The organism is Streptomyces sp. NPDC043870, assembly GCF_056435785.1.
Window position 1 is genome coordinate 342,369 of record NZ_JBWKDT010000003.1, and the last position, 17,468, is coordinate 359,836.

At 72.6% G+C, this 17,468-nt stretch carries 15 protein-coding genes and 1 pseudogene; 3 read left to right on the forward strand and 13 right to left on the reverse strand.

Features of this window, described 5'->3' with window-relative positions:
* Positions 1–101: 101 nt before the first annotated feature.
* The 5 genes from thpD to AC0699_RS06095 all read right to left on the reverse strand — a co-directional run bounded on the left by thpD (position 102) and on the right by AC0699_RS06095 (position 4,812).
* A complete protein-coding gene (gene thpD / locus AC0699_RS06075) occupies positions 102–992 on the reverse strand; it encodes an ectoine hydroxylase (RefSeq protein WP_469770187.1) in 891 nt (296 codons plus the stop codon).
* Between the two features lie 2 nt (positions 993–994).
* Entirely contained in the window at positions 995–1,399 is a 405-nt protein-coding gene (locus AC0699_RS06080) for an ectoine synthase (protein WP_453668630.1), read from the reverse strand.
* A 103-nt stretch (positions 1,400–1,502) separates the two neighbouring features.
* Entirely contained in the window at positions 1,503–2,771 is a 1,269-nt protein-coding gene (gene ectB / locus AC0699_RS06085) for a diaminobutyrate--2-oxoglutarate transaminase (protein ID WP_478656195.1), read from the reverse strand.
* 83 nt (positions 2,772–2,854) lie between these two features.
* Positions 2,855–3,352: a diaminobutyrate acetyltransferase gene (gene ectA / locus AC0699_RS06090; RefSeq protein WP_478656197.1), complete on the reverse strand. Its 498-nt coding sequence runs from the start codon at positions 3,350–3,352 to the stop codon at positions 2,855–2,857.
* A gap of 356 nt (positions 3,353–3,708) precedes the next feature.
* On the reverse strand, positions 3,709–4,812 hold the full coding sequence (locus AC0699_RS06095) for a pyridoxal-phosphate-dependent aminotransferase family protein (RefSeq protein WP_478656199.1): 1,104 nt from the start codon (positions 4,810–4,812) through the stop codon (positions 3,709–3,711).
* 86 nt (positions 4,813–4,898) lie between these two features.
* Between AC0699_RS06095 and AC0699_RS06100 the strand changes: the two genes are divergently transcribed.
* On the forward strand, positions 4,899–5,984 hold the full coding sequence (locus tag AC0699_RS06100; RefSeq protein WP_478656202.1) for an amidohydrolase family protein: 1,086 nt from the start codon (positions 4,899–4,901) through the stop codon (positions 5,982–5,984).
* 288 nt (positions 5,985–6,272) lie between these two features.
* Positions 6,273–7,193: an SCO1860 family LAETG-anchored protein gene (locus tag AC0699_RS06105; RefSeq protein WP_478656205.1), complete on the forward strand. Its 921-nt coding sequence runs from the start codon at positions 6,273–6,275 to the stop codon at positions 7,191–7,193.
* A gap of 149 nt (positions 7,194–7,342) precedes the next feature.
* Here the strand turns inward: AC0699_RS06105 and cobC are convergent, their stop codons facing one another.
* From cobC to AC0699_RS06120, 3 genes and pseudogenes are all read right to left on the reverse strand, one after another.
* Positions 7,343–8,413: an Rv2231c family pyridoxal phosphate-dependent protein CobC gene (cobC, locus tag AC0699_RS06110; protein ID WP_478656207.1), complete on the reverse strand. Its 1,071-nt coding sequence runs from the start codon at positions 8,411–8,413 to the stop codon at positions 7,343–7,345.
* On the reverse strand, positions 8,397–9,215 hold the full coding sequence (locus AC0699_RS06115) for a sirohydrochlorin chelatase (protein WP_478656399.1): 819 nt from the start codon (positions 9,213–9,215) through the stop codon (positions 8,397–8,399). Before AC0699_RS06115 ends, cobC begins: the two co-directional genes overlap by 17 nt.
* A gap of 225 nt (positions 9,216–9,440) precedes the next feature.
* A pseudogene (locus tag AC0699_RS06120) lies at positions 9,441–9,806 on the reverse strand (cobalamin biosynthesis protein); the annotation flags it as partial.
* Positions 9,807–9,853: 47 nt separating this feature from the next.
* On the opposite strand from AC0699_RS06120, the gene AC0699_RS06125 reads away from it, so the two are divergent.
* The gene (locus AC0699_RS06125; protein WP_478656209.1) at positions 9,854–10,603 is read left to right on the forward strand and encodes a ZIP family metal transporter; all 750 of its coding nucleotides are present in this window, start codon (positions 9,854–9,856) and stop codon (positions 10,601–10,603) included.
* A 37-nt stretch (positions 10,604–10,640) separates the two neighbouring features.
* Here AC0699_RS06125 and AC0699_RS06130 read toward each other — a convergent pair whose 3' ends face one another.
* From AC0699_RS06130 to AC0699_RS06150, 5 genes are all read right to left on the reverse strand, one after another.
* Complete coding sequence (locus AC0699_RS06130) at positions 10,641–12,047, reverse strand: cobyrinate a,c-diamide synthase (RefSeq protein WP_478656211.1); 1,407 nt, start codon at positions 12,045–12,047, stop codon at positions 10,641–10,643.
* A 21-nt stretch (positions 12,048–12,068) separates the two neighbouring features.
* Positions 12,069–12,677 (reverse strand): cob(I)yrinic acid a,c-diamide adenosyltransferase, encoded by a 609-nt coding sequence (cobO, locus tag AC0699_RS06135; RefSeq protein ID WP_453661338.1) that lies wholly within the window; start codon positions 12,675–12,677, stop codon positions 12,069–12,071.
* Positions 12,677–14,722, reverse strand: a complete 2,046-nt coding sequence (locus tag AC0699_RS06140; protein WP_478656215.1) for a putative cobaltochelatase — start codon at positions 14,720–14,722, stop codon at positions 12,677–12,679. Before AC0699_RS06140 ends, cobO begins: the two co-directional genes overlap by 1 nt.
* 217 nt (positions 14,723–14,939) lie before the next feature.
* Positions 14,940–16,511 carry a cobyric acid synthase gene (locus tag AC0699_RS06145; protein ID WP_478656217.1) on the reverse strand — a complete coding sequence of 524 codons (1,572 nt, stop codon included), beginning with the start codon at positions 16,509–16,511 and terminating at the stop codon, positions 14,940–14,942.
* Positions 16,508–17,458, reverse strand: a complete 951-nt coding sequence (locus AC0699_RS06150; protein WP_478656219.1) for a cobalamin biosynthesis protein — start codon at positions 17,456–17,458, stop codon at positions 16,508–16,510. The genes AC0699_RS06145 and AC0699_RS06150 overlap by 4 nt, the downstream gene beginning before the upstream one ends.
* Between the last annotated feature and the right edge of the window lie 10 nt (positions 17,459–17,468).

A 17,468-nucleotide genomic window follows, 5' to 3' on the forward strand; every position in this document is an offset into this window, starting at 1 on the left:
TAGGCGCGGGGAGGTGACTGTGGTGACAGCCCCCCCCCCCCCCCACACACCCCCCCCCCCCCCCCCCCCCCCCCCCCCCCCCCCCCCGGCACACCCCGCCGCTACCGCACCGGAGTGAAGTCCCGCGCCCCGATGAACGACGGCCGTGGCACCGGCGCCGCGAAGGGCTCCTGTGCCGCGTTCTCCACGCTGTTGAAGACGATGAAGACATTGCTGCGCGGGTACGGGGTGATGTTGTCCCCGGAGCCGTGCATCGCGTTGCAGTCGAACCAGGTGGCCGAGCCCGCCTTGCCGGTGAAGAGCCGGATGCCGTGGCGGTCGGCGAACGCGGTGAGCGCGCCGTCCGACGGCGTCCCGGCATCCTGCATCTGCAGCGACTTCTTGTAGTTGTCCTTCGGCGTCTCGCCGGCGCACCCCAGGAACGTCCGGTGCGAGCCGGGCATGATCATCAGCCCGCCGTTGGTGTCGAAGTTCTCGGTCAGCGCGATCGACACCGACACGGTCCGCATCCGCGGCAGACCGTCCTCGGCATGCCAGGTCTCGAAGTCCGAGTGCCAGTAGAAGCCCGAAGCCCCGAACCCCGGCTTGACGTTGATCCGGGACTGATGGACGTACACGTCCGAGCCGAGGATCTGCCGCGCCCTGCCCACGACCCGCTCGTCGCGCACCAGCGCCGCGAAGACCTCGCTGATCCGGTGTACTTCGAACACCGACCGTACGTCCTGGGACTTCGGCTCGACGATCGAGCGTTCGTCGGCGCGTACCGCCGGGTCGGAGATCAGGCGCTCCAGCTCGGCGCGGTAGACCGCGACCTCGTCCGGAGTGATCAGCTCCTCGATCGCCAGGAAGCCGTCGCGCTCGTACGACTGGAGTGCGGACGGGGCGATCGGGCCGGGCGCCCCGGGCGGGGACCAGACCACGGGGTCCTGGCGGGGGACGGCCGTCTCGGCGGCGCCGCGGGTCGGGTAGAGATCGGTGAGCGCGGTGGTCATGGTCAGCCCTCCTCGGTCTCGGTCAGCAGGGGGTAGACGCCGTTCTCGTCGTGGTCCTCGCGTCCGGTGACGGGCGGGTTGAAGACACAGACGCAGCGGAAGTCCGTCTTGGGGCGCAGGGTGTGACGCTCATGGCCGTCCAGCAGATACATCGTGCCGGGCTCGATCCAGTGCGCCTCGCCGGTCTCGTCGTTCGTGAGCTCGGCCTCGCCCTCCACGCAGAGCACGGCCTCGACGTGGTTCGCGTACCACATCGACGTCTCCGTACCCGCGTACAGCACGGTCTCGTGCAGGGAGAAACCGGCCTTCTCCTTGGCGAGCACGATGCGCTTGCTCTCCCAGGTGCCGGACTTCGCCTTGACGTGCCGGTCGGTGTTCTCGATGTCCTTGAACGATCGGACGATCACGGTGGTGCGCTTCCTTTCGTACGTACGTAGTTCGGGGCGGTCGGACGGTGGGACGGTGGGACGGTCGGTCGGACGGGTCGTCGGGCCGTCGGGCGGCCGGAGGTCAGGCCGTCTCGCGGACCGCGCGTGCGAGCGTGCGGAGCCCCTCGTCCAGCTCGTCGGGCGTCACGGTGAGCGGCGGCAGCAGCTTCACCACCTCGCTCTCCGGCCCCGAGGTCTCCAGCAGCAGCCCCAGCTCGAAGGCGCGGGCGCAGACGGCGGCCGCCCGGGCCTTGTCGGTGAACTCCAGGCCCCAGACCAGCCCGCGGCCCCGGTAGTGGGCCCCGTCGGCGGAGTTCTCGTCGGCGATCGCGAGGAGCGCCTGCTCGACCTGCTCGCCGCGGGCGAGGGTCTGCTTCTCCATCTGGCCGTCGGACCAGTACGCGTCCAGCGCGGCGGCCGCGGTGACGAAGGCCGGATTGTTGCCGCGGAACGTGCCGTTGTGCTCGCCCGGCTCCCAGACGTCCAGCTCCGGGTTGAACAGGCAGAGCGACATGGGCAGTCCGTAGCCGCTGATGGACTTCGACAGGGTGACGATGTCCGGGGCGATGCCCGCCTCCTCGAAGGAGAAGAAGGCGCCGGTGCGGCCGCAGCCCATCTGGATGTCGTCGACGATCAGCAGCATGTCCTGGCGGTGGCAGAGATCGGCGAGCGCCCGCAGCCACTCGGCGCGGGCCACGTTGATGCCGCCCTCGCCCTGCACGGTCTCGACGATCACGGCCGCCGGCTTGTTGAGGCCGGAGCCCTGGTCCTCCAGCAGTCGCTCGAACCAGAGGAAGTCCGGGATCTGCCCGTCGAGGTAGTTGTCGAACGGCATCGGCGTGCCGTGCACCAGCGGGATGCCGGCGCCGGCGCGCTTGAACGCGTTGCCGGTCACCGCGAGCGAGCCGAGCGACATCCCGTGGAAGGCGTTGGTGAAGGAGACGATCGACTCACGGCCCTTCACCTTGCGGGCGAGTTTCAGCGCCGCCTCGACCGCGTTGGTGCCGGTCGGGCCGGGGAACATCACCTTGTACGGCAGATCGCGCGGCCGCAGCACGACGTTCTGGAAGGACTCCAGGAAGGCGCGCTTCGCGGTCGTCGCCATGTCCAGGCCATGGGTGATGCCGTCGCGCTCCAGATAGTCCAGCAGCGCGCGTTTGAGTACGGGGTTGTTGTGGCCGTAGTTGAGTGATCCTGCGCCGGCGAAGAAGTCCAGATAGGTGTGGCCGTCCTCGTCGGTGAGGCGGGCGCCCTGCGCGCGGTCGAACACGGCAGGCCAACCACGGCAGTAGCTGCGCACCTCCGACTCCAGGGTCTCGAAGACACTCAGGGCGGGCGGGGTGATGGTCACAGCGTTTCACTCCTGATGTGGGGGTGGGACGGAGGCCGGACCGGACTCCGGCCGAGGGAGGTCGGTGATCGGACGGAGGGAGGTCAGCCGGTGATCGGGCCGATGCGGTACAGCACCTCGGGCTGGTGTCCGTCGTCGGGGAACAGCCCTCCACCGAAGAGCACTTCTCTCTCCAGGGACGCGCCGCGCCGGGCCGCGAACGAGGTGAACAGCCGGTCGGAAGGGGTGTTGTCCGGGGTGACGGTCGTCTCGATCGTGCGGAGGCCGTGTACGGCGGCGACGCGGTGGCTCAGCGCGTCGAGGAGTGTGCCGGCCAGTCCGCGACCGCGGTGCGCGTCGTCGACGGCGACCTGCCAGACGACCAGCGTGTCCGGGCGCTCCGGCCGGATGTATCCGGTGACGAACGCGATCGGTTCACCGTCCGTGCCGCGGGCCACCACGGAGGTCGCGGCGAAGTCGCGGCACCACAGCAAATAGCTGTACGAGGAGTTCAGGTCCAGAACCTTGGAGTCGCGGGCGATTCGCCAGATCGCGGCTCCGTCCTCCACGCGTGGGCTGTCGATGCTCAGTGCGGTGGTCATGCGGATTGAATTTACCGAGCGAATTCGCAAATTGCATCGAGGGGAGGGGTTGGGTGAGGCGCCCTTCTGTGTTATCGCGCGGGCGCGCGCATGGCGCGAGCCTGCGGTGAACTCTCCCCGTTTGACCGGGAGTTATCGGTACAAAAGATCTTTGGTGTGGGGTCGGTCACATGCTCGTAACGTACGTGGAACGCGTCCGGAATGGGGTGGTCGGTCCTGAAGGAAATTTAGTGTTTAGGGTCGGGGAAACCGGGCAGAAGAATGCGGGGAGCTACTCGCGATAAAGTAGCTCCCCGCATTCTTGAATTAATGCGCTATTTATTTTTCGGTGGGATTCGGGACAGGGGTCGTGGGTATCACTTCTGCCAGGTGTCCGCAGCCGCCCGGCGGGCGCCCTCCAGGTCCACCTCGTGGCCGTACTCCCCGAGCGCCGCACCGAGCGCCGCCAGCGAGGACTGCACGGCGTCACGGCGCGCGTCCGTGCCGTAGTGGTTCACCCGGATCATCTCCGCGGACAGCGCCCCTGCGCCGGCAATCAGCGGCAGCGACGGGTCGGCCGCCAGCGCCTTCGCCACCAGATCGGAGGCATCGACTCCGGCGGGGACGCGCAGCGTGGTCGCCACCGGCGCCGCGTACCGCGCCTCGTGGACGTACGGGGCCAGCCCGCCGCCCAGCGCGAGCGCACCCGCGCGCGTTGCCGCCGCGGCCGGCGCGTGCCGCGCCATGAGCGAGTCCGGACCCTCCGCCTCGATGCGCTCCAGGCAAGCCTCCAGCGCCAGCATCTCCAACTGGGCCGGCGCGTGCAGCAGCGCCCTGCGGCCGCCGTCGATCCAGCGCTCCTTCCAGTCGAGCAGCGAGAGATAGGAGCGGCGGGGCGCGGCAGGGTTCGCCGCGAACCGCTCCCAGGCACGCTCGCTCACCGACACCGCCGAGACCCCGGCCGGGCCGCCCATCGCCTTCTGCGCGCCGATCACGCACAGGTCCACGCCCCACGCGTCCGGCAGCAGCGGCTCGGCGCCCACGGAGGCGACGGCGTCCAGCATGAACAGCGCGCCATGGGCCCGTACGGCCTCGCCGATCTCCGCCACCGGGTTGGTGTTGCCGGTGGCCGCCTCGGCGTGCACCAGGGACACGAAGTCGATCTCCGGGTGCTCGTCCAGTGCCCGTGCGACCTGTGCCGCGGACACCGCCGAGTGGAACGGCACCTCCAGGTCGATCACCGCGGCACCGCAGTCCCGCAGCCAGTTCCCGAAGGTCTGTCCGTACGGTCCCGTCACCACGTTCAGCGCGGCGGAACCGGGCCGGGCGCCGCTGCGGATGCAGCCCTCCAGCGGCAGCAGCGCCTCGCCCTGCGTGATCACCACGTCCGCCTCGGTGGAGAGCAGGGCGGCGACCCGGCGCTCGATCGCCGCGAAGTGCGAGGCGGTCAGGGGAGCCAGGTCCAGAAACGGGTGCGTCACGGCGGTGCTCTCTTCGAAACGGAGGTTCTCGGCGGTCTTCGGCTGTCCTTGGCCGAGGGTAGAGCAGGGCTCGTAGAGTGCTGTGCATGAGCGATCACGTGGTGCTGCATGTGAAGGGGCGGGTGCTCGTCGGGCCGCAGGAGGTGCGGGACGAGCTGTGGGTGGTCGACGGCCGCATCACGTATCGGCGGCCGGCAGCCGAAGCGGAGACCGTCGAGGGCTGGGTGCTGCCCGGCCTCGTCGACGCCCACTGTCATGTCGGGCTCGACGCGCACGGCGCGGTGGACGAGGCGACCAGCGAGAAGCAGGCGCTGACCGACCGGGACGCGGGCACCCTGCTCATCAGGGACGCCGGCTCGCCCGCCGACACCCGCTGGATCGACGACCGCGAGGATCTGCCGAAGATCATCCGGGCCGGCCGGCACATCGCCCGCACCCGCCGCTACATCCGCAACTACGCTCATGAGATCGAGCCCGGCGATCTCGTCGCCTACGTCGCCCAGGAGGCGCGGCGCGGCGACGGCTGGGTCAAGCTGGTCGGCGACTGGCTCGACCGGGGAACGGGCGATCTGGGCGCCTGCTGGCCGCGTGATGCCGTCGAGGCGGCCATCGCCGAGGCGCACCGCCTCGGCGCCCGCGTCACCGCGCACTGCTTCGCCGAGGACTCGCTGCGCGACCTGGTCGAGGCGGGCATCGACTGCATCGAGCACGCGACCGGGCTGACCGAGGAGACCATTCCGCTGTTCGCCGAGCGGGGCGTCGCGATCGTCCCGACACTCGTCAACATCGCCACGTTCCCGCGGCTCGCGGCGGGCGGCGAGAGCAAGTTCCCGCGCTGGTCGGACCATATGCGGCGGCTGCACGAGCGCCGGTACGACACCGTCCGCTCGGCGTACGACGCGGGCATCCCGGTCTATGTCGGCACCGACGCCGGCGGCTCGCTGGCGCACGGCCTGGTCGCGGCGGAGGTCGCCGAGCTCGTGAAGGCCGGCATTCCGCCGGTCGAGGCGCTGTCGGCGACGGCGTGGGGGGCGCGGAGCTGGCTGGGCCGGCCGGGCCTCGAGGAGGGGGCGCCGGCGGACCTGGTGGTGTACGAGGCCGATCCACGGGCGGACGTACGGGTACTGGCGGCGCCGCGCCTGGTGATCCTGCGGGGACGCGTCATCGGTTGACGGAGCGTGACGCCGGGCTCCTGCCGCTCGTTGAACCACTTCGCGTGCGCCCCCGCGGGTCAACTGCCGTGCGCCTGTTACGCCCACCCCAGGAGCGACCCGGGGGAACGCCCGTACCCCGTGAATCGAATGGGGGCGCGGAAACGCCACTTTGGAGTGAACTCACCTCAGGTATCTGTCGGTTCACTCTCAGTGCGTAAGGATTTTGGTGTTCTCAGTCGCAGCCGCCCACGAGTCCCTGTGGCCGGCGGCCCGGCGACGCCATTCTCCTGTGGGGGTTCCACCACCGTGAACAGCAACACCTTCCGCATGCCCGTACGCCGTTCCGCGGCCGTCATGGCCGCCACCGCGCTGGCCGCCGGCCCGCTGGTGCTCGCAGCCCCGGCCCGGGCGACGGGCGGCGGAGTCGGGCGCGCGAGCGCGGTCGTGCTCCGTACCGGCCTCGACGTCTCCCTGCTGAACAGGGCCGTCCATGTGCCGCTGAAGGTCTCCCTCAACGAGGTCCAGGCCCCCGAGAGCGCCGAGAAGACCGCGCTGACCGTCCAGGTGGAGGGTGTCGACCAGGGCAGGCCGTTCAGCCTGCTGCACGCGGACGCGGCGACCGCGACGGCGACCGCGGACCGGCAGCGGGCCGAGGGCCACGCCAACCTCGCCCATGCCAAGGTCCATGTCCCCGGACTGCCGTTGCTCTCCCTCATCGAGGTCGAGAAGGTCACGTCGAAGGCGGTCTGCGTGGCCGGCAGGAAGCCGGTCGCCGAATCGAATCTGCTCGGCGCGGTCACCGTCCTCGGCAAGAAGACCAAGCTGACGACGGGCGGTACGACGCGGGTCGAGGTGCCCGGTGTCGGCGAGGTCACCCTCGACCTGTCGAAGACGCAGACCACCTCGCGTACGGCCGCGGCCACCGCGCTCGAACTGAAGGTGTCCGTCAACCCGCTCAAGCTGAACGTCGCGGAGGTCGAGGGCACGGTGACGCTGGCCGCGGCGAACTGTGAGTCACCCACGCCCCGCACGGTGGAGCCGGACGTGAAGCCCCAGACCGGCGCCGGCCCGGCGAAGGCCCCCGCCGATGCCCCCGCGCCCGCCGCCGAGAACCTCGCGGCGACCGGTGGCAACGGACTGACCCCGTACTTCGCGGGCGGCGCGGTCGTGCTGCTGGTCGCGGGCGGCGGTGCGGTGGTCCTGGCCCGCAGCCGGGCGCGCGACTGAGCGCCTCCGGCGGGGGTGTGCGGTCGACGGGGTTGCCCGTGGGGAGCGTTCACGTGGTTTGTGGGCCGTCGTTCCGCTGGGGCGGAACGGGTGGGCACAAACCACCCACCGGCCCGCAGTCGGCGGGGCCCCGCCGGCGGCACCCCGCGTCAGCCGCCCACCGGAGCCGCGCCCACCACCGTGAGCGCCTGGTCGAGGGCCTGGAGGAAGCGGTTCGTCGTCGTACGGTCGCGGACCGCCAGGCGGAGCCAGTGGCGGTCGAGGCCGGGGAACGTGTCGCCGCGGCGGGCCGCGAAGCCGAGGGCGCGCAGGCGGTCGCGGACCTCGTCGGCCCGGTCGATGCGCACCAGGACGAACGGCCCCTCGGCCGCCTCCACCGCACGCACCTCGTCGAACTCCGCGAGCCCGGCCAGCAGATGCACCCGGTCCGCCGCGACGCGTCCGGCCGCCACGGCGGCCTCCGCAAGCGCTCGCGGCGACATGCACGCCTCCGCCGCCGCGAGCGCCGGCGTCGACACCGGCCACAGCGGCTGCGCCCGCTCCAGCTCCGCGATCGTCTCCGGGGCGGCGAGCACGTAACCGATCCGCAGACCCGCCAGCCCCCAGGTCTTGGTGAGGCTGCGAAGCACCACGAGACCGGGGACGTCGGTCCGCGACGCCAGTGCCTCCGGCTCACCCGGCACCGCGTCCATGAAGGCCTCGTCGACCACCAGGACCCGCCCAGGCCGCGCCAGCCCGGCGATCGCGGCAGCGGGATGGAGGACCGACGTCGGATTCGTCGGGTTGCCGATGACGACGAGGTCCGCCGACTCGGGCACGGCCTCCGGATCCAGCCGGAAGCCGTCCTCCTCCCTCAGCACGACCCGCGTCACCGCGTGCCCCGCGTCCCGCAGCGCCGCCTCCGGCTCGGTGAACTGCGGATGCACGACCACCGGCCGGTGCACCCGCAGCGCCCGCGCGAGCAGTACGAACGCCTCCGCCGCGCCCGCCGTCAGCAGTACCCGCTCCACCGGCAGCCCGTGCCGCGCGGCGACGGCGGCGCGCGCAGCCCGCCCGTCCGGGTAGGCCGCGAGCGACATCAGCGACTCGGCGATGTGCTCGCGCAGCCACACCGGGGGAGTGCCCGTGCGGACGTTGACCGCGAGATCGGTCAGCCGCCCGTCCCTCACCTCCGCGTCACCGTGATGCCGCAGATCGTGGAAGTCAGCGTGCGAGTTCATGGTCGTCCTGCGCGTGTCGGGCCTGTGGCGGTACGGGAACGGCGACCGCCTCCCGGAAGCGCTCCACGACCACGTCGGCCAACTCCTCGGCAGGACCGATCACTTCGGCGTACCGCACGTCGGTCTCCGGATGGGCCGCCGCCCACCCCTCGGCATGCAGCTGGGCCCGCTCCACAGGACCACCGTCGAAGAGGACGTACGGCAGGACGACGATCCGGCGCGCCCCGAGCCGTACACACCGGTCGAGTCCGGCCGGCACGTCGGGCGCGGCCGTCGACACGAAGGCCGTCTCGACCCCCGCGTACCCACGGCCCTCCCAGAGCAGCCGCGCCGCCCGGTGCACCTCGGCGTTGGCCTCCGGATCGGCCGACCCGGGAGCCACCAGCAGTACGGTCACCTCGGCCCGGTCCCTCGGCGTACGGGCCGCCACGCCCAGCGCCTCGTCCACCCGTCGCTCCAGCAAGGCGAGCAGTGTCGGATGCGGGCCGAGCGCGCGTCCCCTCGCCAGGGACAGCCCGGGGTGGTCCTGCCGGGCGGCGGCCAGCGCCTCGGACAGGCCCTCCTCGGCCCGCCCGCCGGGCACCAGCGCCAGCGACACGGTGGCCAGCCGCTCGGCGCCCGCCGCGACGAGCTCGGCCACGGCCTCGGTGAGCGGCCAGCGGTCGGCGCCGACGAGGCCGCCGGCAACGGGGATCTCGGGGTAGCGGCTGCCCAGTTGCTCCACGAGGACCAGGAACGCCGCGGCCGCAGCGTCGTGCCGGGCGCCGTCGGCGGCGATGAGCAGTGCGGGCGGGGAAGTCACACGGTCTCCTTGCGGTCGGCGCGGTGTTGCCGGTGTTGCCGGTGTTGCCGGTGCTGCGGGTGTTGCCGGTGCTGCGGTTGGTGCAAGTGCTGCGGGTGTCGCCGGTGCCGGCTGACCGGGCCGCCGACGTTCATGACCGAGATCATGTCCAACGCGACCGGATCCAGTCTGTACGGAAGCCAGTTCCGGAACCGGAGCATCCGCAAGCCGCACGATCGCACAGGTCACCCCCGCAGGTCGCCCCCGCGGCTGTGACGTGCGTTTCGGTACGAGGAGTTCGCCCCCGCCCCCGCCCACGAGCGCCGCGGCCTCCGCCACCGAGGGAGTCCCCACCGCCTCCCGCGTCCCTCCGGACGGGTGCGGCACCGCGACTCGGGCCAGCTCCGGCGCCGGGTACGCCCACAGCGGTACACCGAGCGCCGCCGCGGCCCGGACGATGCCCGGCTCGGTCGCCTTGGCCTCCACGGTCGCCAGTGCGACGACCGCCCCGGTCCCCTCCCCGGTCTCTCCCAGGGCGTCGCGGATCAGCCCCAGCACCTCCTCGAACGGCGCACCCCGGCGCGCACCGACCCCGACCACGAGCCCGCTCATGGCGTGGCACCCAGCGCCGACGGGGTGCTGTCGGCTAGCAAGAACGCATGGCGGTGTTCGTCGCGCTCGGCGCGTTCCTGATGACGCTGTTCGGCGGCTGGGCGGCGCAACGCGTCACCGACCGGCGCCATCTCGTACTGGGGCTCGCGGGCGGGCTGATGCTCGGTGCCGCCGGGCTCGATCTGCTGCCGGAGGCGATGGCCGCGGCGGGCGAGGAGCTCTTCGCCGTACCGCAGGCCATGCTGCTCTTCGTCGGCGGGTTTCTCCTCGCCCACGTGGTGGAGCGGCTGCTGGCGGCACGGCAGGCGGCGCACGGGGCGTACAACGGCGGACGACACACCCACGGCGGGCACGAGCGCGTACCGCAGGTCGGGATGACCGCCGCCGCGGCCATGGTGCTCCACAGCCTCATGGACGGCATCGCCATCGGCGCGGCGTTCCAAGTGGGCGGCGGAATGGGCCCCACCGTCGCGCTCGCCGTCATCACCCACGACTTCGCGGACGGATTCAACACGTACACGATCGCCAGCCTCTACGGGAACGAACGCCGCAAGGCCCTCGCGATGCTCTTCGCCGGGGCCCTCGCCCCGGTGGTCGGTGCCGCCTCCACCCTGCTGTTCACGATGCCGCAGGAGCTGCTCGGCAGCTACCTCGGTTTCTTCGGCGGCGCGTTGCTCTACCTCGCCGCCGCCGAGATCCTGCCCGAGGCGCACCATGAGCATCCCGCCCGCTCCACCCTGCTGTGCACGATCGCGGGTGTGGCGTTCATCTGGCTGGTGACGGGCCTGGCGGAGTGACGGCCGCCCGTGCCTCATGCCCACCCCCGGCCGTACCTCATGCCTGCCCGGACCATTCCGCGCACCGCCGCACGAGGCGGCTCGCCGTGTCGGGCACGGCCGCCCAGTGCGTATGCACATAACTCGCGTGCACACCCTGCTGTACGAAGCCCTCCACACGCCGCTCCGGCTGCCGCAGCCCCCAGGCCGGGCTCGGGCCCGCACCCGGCTCCAGTACCGTGCGGTGGAACTCGTGCCCGCGCATCCGGGTCCCGGCCGCGGCCAGCACGCTGTCGCTCACGGCGACCGCGTCCCGGTAGCCGAGGGTGAGCCGCTCCGACATCCGCGCGTCGGCGTCCAGCACCCCGCACATGGGCTTCCCGTCCAGTGAACGCGCCAGATACAGCAGCCCGGCGCACTCGGCGGCGACCGGCGCGCCCGCCTGTGCCAGCTCGGCGACCGCCTTGCGGAGCCGGGAGTTGGCGGACAGCTCGGGGGCGTACATCTCGGGGAAACCGCCCCCGATGACGATGCCGCGGGTGCCGTCGGGCAGTTCTTCGTCGCGGAGGGGATCGAAGGGGACGACCTCCGCGCCCGCGGCCTTCAGCAACTCCGCGTGCTCGGCGTACGAGAACGTGAACGCGGCTCCTCCGGCCACGGCGATCACAGGCCGTTGTGGGCAGTCGTTCCGCAGGCCGGGACTGGTGGGCACCACCCTGCCACCGGCGTGCGCCCGGACAGCGACCTCGGGCTCCCACGCCTCTGCGCTCACCGGCGGCGCACTCCGCGCCAGCGCCAGCAACCCCTCCAGATCGCAGCCCGACCGCACCTGCTCCGCCTGCGCGGCCACCGCGTCGACCGCATCCGCGTGCCGCTCCGCCACCGGCACCAGCCCCAGGTGCCGGGAGGGCGTCGCGACCGCGGGGGCGCGCCGCAGCACGCCCAGCACCGGTACGCCCGACTCCTCCAGCGCCTCCCGCAGCAGCGCCTCATGCCGGTCCGTGGCGACCTTGTTGAGGATCACCCCGCCGAGCCGGACCTCCGGGTCCCAGGACGCGAAGCCGTGCACCAGCGCCGCCACCGACCGCGACTGCGACGACGCGTCCACGACCAGCACCACCGGCGCCCGCAGCAGCTTCGCGACCTGAGCCGTCGACGCCAGCTCACCGGCGCCCGCCGCGCCGTCGTACAGCCCCATCACGCCCTCGATCACGGCCAGGTCGCAGCCGCGCGCGCCGTGCGCGAAGAGCGGCGCGATCAGGTCCGTACCGCACATGTACGCGTCGAGGTTGCGGCCCGGGCGGCCCGTGGCCAGCGCGTGATAGCCCGGGTCGATGTAGTCGGGGCCCACCTTGTGCGGGGACACGGCAAGACCGGCCGCCGCGAAGGCAGCCATCAGGCCCGTCGCGACGGTGGTCTTGCCGCTGCCGGAGGCCGGTGCGGCGATGACGAGACGTGCTACCACTTGATGCCTACCACTGGGTGCCTACCATTCGATGCCCCGCTGGCCCTTCTGGCCGGCGTCCATCGGATGCTTGACCTTGGACATGTCGGTGACGAGATCGGCGAAGTCGACCAGCTCCTGCGGCGCGTTGCGGCCGGTGATGACGACGTGCTGGGTGCCGGGACGGTCGCGCAGCACCTGGATCACCTCGGCCGTGTCGATCCAGCCCCAGTGCAGCAGATACGCGAACTCGTCGAGGACGTAGAACGTGTACTTCTCCGCGGCCAGATCCCGCTTGACCTGCTCCCAGCCCTCGCGCGCCTTGTCCTCGTGGGACTGCTCGCCGTCCGCCGGGGCCCGCTGGATCCAGGACCAGCCCTCGCCCATTTTGTGCCAGTCGACGGCGCCGCCCTCGCCGCTCGCGCCGAGGACCTTCAGCGCGTTCTCCTCGCCGACCTTCCATTTCGCCGACTTGACGAACTGGAACACCCCGACCGGCCAGCCCTGGTTCCAGGCGCGCAGCGCCATTCCGAAGGCGGCCGTCGACTTCCCCTTGCCGATGCCCGTGTGCACCATGACCAGCGGGCGGTTACGGCGCTGGCGGGTGGTGAGTCCGTCGTCCGGAACGACGGTCGGCTGTCCCTGTGGCACTACGCGGCCCTCCTGTTGCTTCCCGTGGTTGCTGCCTGTACGTCTCTGACCAGCCCCGCGATGCTGTCGGCGCGGAGCTCGTCGAGGGTGACGGCGGTACCGCCGAGTTCGCGGGCGAGATTCCCGGCGAGCCCGAGCCGTACCGGCCCCGCCTCGCAGTCCACGACCACGGCCGCGGTGTTCCCGTCGGCGTGCAGCCGTGCGGCGCGTGCCGCGAGCGCGAGGGCGTCACCGCCGCGTGCGCCGGTCGCGCGGCCGTCCGTCACCACCACCAGCAGCGGCCGGCGCGACGGATCGCGCAGACGCTCCACGCGCAACACGTCGTGCGCCTTGAGCAGGCCTGCGGCCAGCGGGGTCCGCCCGCCCGTCGGCAGCTGCTCCAGGCGTGCGGCGGCCGCGTCCACGGACGACGTCGGCGGCAGCGCCACGTCCGCGCCCGTGCCGCGGAAGGTGACCAGACCGACCTTGTCGCGCCGCTGGTAGGCGTCGAGCAGCAGCGACAGCACCGCGCCCTTCACGGAGCTCATGCGCTGCCGGGCCGCCATCGAGCCGGAGGCGTCCACGACGAACAGCACGAGATTGCCCTCGCGGCCCTCGCGGGTCGCCTGGCGCAGATCGTCGCGCCGGACCACGAGCCCCGGGCCCGAACGCCCGCGCGCCCGCTGGTGCGGGGCCGCGGCCTGCACCGTCGCCGCCAAGTGCAGCTTGGTGAGCGTTCCCCGGGGGCGGCGGGCACCGGTGGTCCTGCCGTGCTCGGTACGCGCCCGGGAGCGACGCCCCGCGGCCCCTTCGCCGAGGCCGGGCACGCTCAGCATCTTCGTACGGAACGGCTCGGCGGCCCGTACGGCGGCCTGCTCGCCCGCACCGGAGGGGGTCCGGGAGGCGGACGGCTGCGGTTGCCCCGGCTGCTCGGCGGGCGGCGCGGCATCGGGTCCCTGTCCCTGCGGCGGAATGCCGCCGCCGGGCCCGCCGTCCGGGCCGCCGTCCGGGCCGGGGTCCGGATCGGGCTCAGGATCGGGCTCCGGCTCGTCGTCCCCGCCGAACTGCTCCAGCGTCTCGTCGAGTTTGTCCTCGTCGAGGCCCGGTGCGTCGAACGGGTTGCGGCGCCGCCGGTGGGGGAGCGCCAGCAGCGCGGCCTGCCGTACGTCCTCCTCGAGGACGTCCGTACGCCCTGCCCACGCGGCCAGTGCCGTGGCGGTCCTGGCCATCACGATGTCGGCGCGCATACCGTCCACCTCGAACGCCGCGCACGTCGCCGCGATCTGCCGCAGCGCGGCGTCACCGAGTACGACGGAAGGCAGCAGCGTCCGCGCCGCCACGATCCGCTCGCGCAGCGCCTCCTCCTCGTCCGCCCAGCGCGTCGCGAAGGCAGCCGGGTCCTCGTCGTACGCGAGCCTCCGCCGCACGACCTCGACCCGCTGCTCCGGCTCCCGCGACGCCGCGACCTCCACGGTGAGGCCGAACCGGTCGAGCAACTGCGGCCGCAGTTCACCCTCTTCGGGGTTCATCGTCCCGACCAGCAGGAAGCGCGCGGCATGCCGTACGGAGACACCTTCGCGCTCGACGTACGACGCGCCCATCGCGGCGGCGTCCAGCAGCAGATCCACCAGGTGGTCGTGGAGCAGGTTGACCTCGTCGACGTACAGCACCCCGCGGTGCGCGTCCGCGAGGAGCCCCGGCTCGAAGGCCTTCACGCCGTCCGCGAGCGCCCGCTCGATGTCGAGCGCGCCGACGAGCCGGTCCTCCGAAGCGCCGACGGGGAGTTCGACCATCCGGGCGGGCCGCGGCGTACCGGGAGCCGCCTCGTGCGGCCCGTCCGGACACGTCGGGTCGGGCGCACCGGGCGCGCAGGAGAACCGGCACCCGGCGACGACGTCGACATCCGGCATGAGCGCCGCGAGCGCCCGCACCGCGGTCGACTTGGCGGTGCCCTTCTCACCGCGTACGAGCACACCGCCGACCGCGGGCGAGACCGCGTTCAACAGGAGCCCGAGCCGCAGATCGTCCATTCCGACGATCGCGGTGAACGGGTAGGGGGTGCTCATCGGGTGATCACTCCTTCGCTGGAGCCACGCCGGTTGCGCGGCTCGTTCGTACCCTGCCGACTCCGTTCGGCTCCGTCCGGAACCGGTAGCGCCGGGTGGGGCGGGGCTTCTCCGGGGCCCGTCCTCAAGCTCCCCCTATGCCCTGCGGGCATGGGGGGACCCCCAGCGTCGTGGAGGTACCCCCGAGCGGGCTCCGAAGGAGCCCCGCCGCGGGCGCTCACGGCGCGCCCGGCGCGATGAACGGCAGCCCGGACGGCGCGCCGCCCTCGATCAGGCCGAGCAGCGCGTCGGTGTCGGCGTGTTCCTCGATCAGGTCGCCGAGCCGGTCCAGCTGTTCCTCGCGCAGCGCGCCGAAGTTCGTGTCGGGGGCCGGTACGAAACGGCGCCCGGCGGCCGCGGCCACCTCGCGCAGGAACGCCCGCCGGAAGCCGTCGCTCTCCAGCGAGCCGTGCCAGTGGGTGCCCCACACCGATCCGACCCGGCAGCCGTCCAAGAAGGCCTCTCCGCCGAGGACTTCGGCGACACCGTGGTGGATCTCGTACCCCTCGACCGGCTCGCCGAGCGCCTCGCCCACCGGCCGTGCGAGGGTCTTCCCGGGCGCGAACCGCACCCGCACCGGCAGCAGCCCGAACCCCGCCACGGACCCGGCCCGTGACTCGACCTCGTCCTCGATCCGCTCGCCCAGCACCTGGAAGCCACCGCAGATGCCGAGCACCGGACGGCCCTGCGCCGCGCGGCGGGCGATCGCGTCCGCGAGGCCCCGTTCGCGCAGCCACTCCAGGGCGCGCACGGTGCCGCGTGTTCCGGGCACGACGACCAGGTCGGCGTCGGCGAGCTCCTCGGCGCGGTCCACGAAGCGCACGACCACGCCCGGCTCGGCAGCCAGTGCGTCCACATCGGTGAAGTTGGACATCAGCGGTACGGCGCAGACCGCGACGCGCAGCACGTCCTCACCGACCGGCGGGGCGACGACGGACTCGCGTACCGCACCCCGCAGGGAGACGCGCAGGCCGTCCTCCTCGTCGATGCCGAGCCCGTGTGCGTAGGGCAGCACACCGTACGTCCGCCGCCCGGTGAGCCCGTGCAGCATCTCCAGCCCCGGCTCCAGGAGCGTGACGTCACCGCGGAACTTGTTCACCAGATAGCCGGCGATCAGCTCCTGGTCCTCAGGGGCGAGCAGCGCCGTCGTACCGAAGAACTGCGCGAACACCCCGCCCCGGTCGATGTCCCCGACCACCACCACGGGGAAGCCCGCAGCCCGGGCGATGCCCATGTTCACGATGTCCGTGCGCCGCAGATTGATCTCGGCCGGGCTGCCGGCTCCCTCGCAGATCACGGCGTCATAGGTGCCCCGCAGCTCCTCCAGGCACTCCATGACGGGCCCGAACAGCGCCTGCTGCCGCCCGCCGTGCAGCATTTTCCCGGGGGACACAGCACCTGATTGCGGCTGCGCCGTGGGCCCGGACCCCCCGAAGAACCCGCGCGCACTCATCTCGCCCACCGGCTTGCCCATCAGCACGACTTGGCTGGACCGGTCGCTGCCCGGCTTGAGCAGTACGGGGTTCATCAGCGCTGAGGGCTCCACCCGCGCCGCCTGCGCCTGCATGGCCTGCGCACGGCCGATCTCCGCGCCCTCGCGCGTCACGAACGAATTCAGGGACATGTTCTGTCCCTTGAAGGGCGCGACCTTCACGCCCTGGCGCACCAGCCATCGGCAGATCCCCGCCGTGACGACGCTCTTGCCCGCGTCCGACGTCGTCCCGGCGACCAGCAGTCCACCGCCACTCATGTACGCCTCCCCCTGACAGCCCCGTATACGAGCCGAGCGCCCGCGCACGCCGCGAGTGCCAGCACCCCCACGCGGCGCGACAGCCGCACCGCACGTTCGATGTCCGCGACTTCGACGGCCCGGCCGTCCCCGTTGAGTACGGGCCGGTGCTCGACCCGCCCACCGTAGGACAGGGTCCCGCCGAGCCTCACTCCGAGCGCCCCCGCGAACGACGCCTCCACCGGGCCGGCGTTGGGGCTCGGATGCTTCGCGGCATCCACGCGCCAGGCCCGTACCGCACCCCGGGGATTCCCGCCGGCGACCGTCGCCAGTGCCGCAGTCAGCCGGGCGCCCGGCCAGCCCGCGACGTCGTCGAGCCGCGCCGACGCCCAGCCGTACCGCCGGTAGCGGGGCGACTTGTGGCCCACCATCGCGTCCAGGGTGTTCACGGCACGGAAGCCCACGAGCCCCGGCACCCCGCCGAGCGCCCCCCACACCAGGGCGCCGACGACCGCGTCGGAGGTGTTCTCGGCGACGGACTCGACGACCGCCCGGGCGATCCCCGGTCCGTCCAGCGCCTGCGGGTCACGCCCGCACAGATGGGGCAGCCGCTCCCGGGCGACTTCGATGTCCCCGGCCGCCAGCGCCCCGCCGATCGCCCGGGCCTCCCGCCCCAGCGACGTGCCGCCGACCACGGCCCAGGTGGCGGCCGCGGTCAGCGCGATCGATGCCGTACGGGAACGGCGCACGGAAGCAGCGGCCAGCGCGCCCGCGACGACGGCGCCCCCGGCGCACACAGCGGTGTGCACCGCGCCCCACCCTCGGTGGTCGCGCCACAGCGCCCGCTCGACGGCAGCGGCGGCCCGGCCGAACGCGGCGACCGGATGCCCACGGCGCGGATCGCCGAGGAGCAGGTCGCCGGCGAGTCCGGCAGCGGCACCGCATGCAAAGGTCCGCTCTGTACGCATGTTCGTCCTC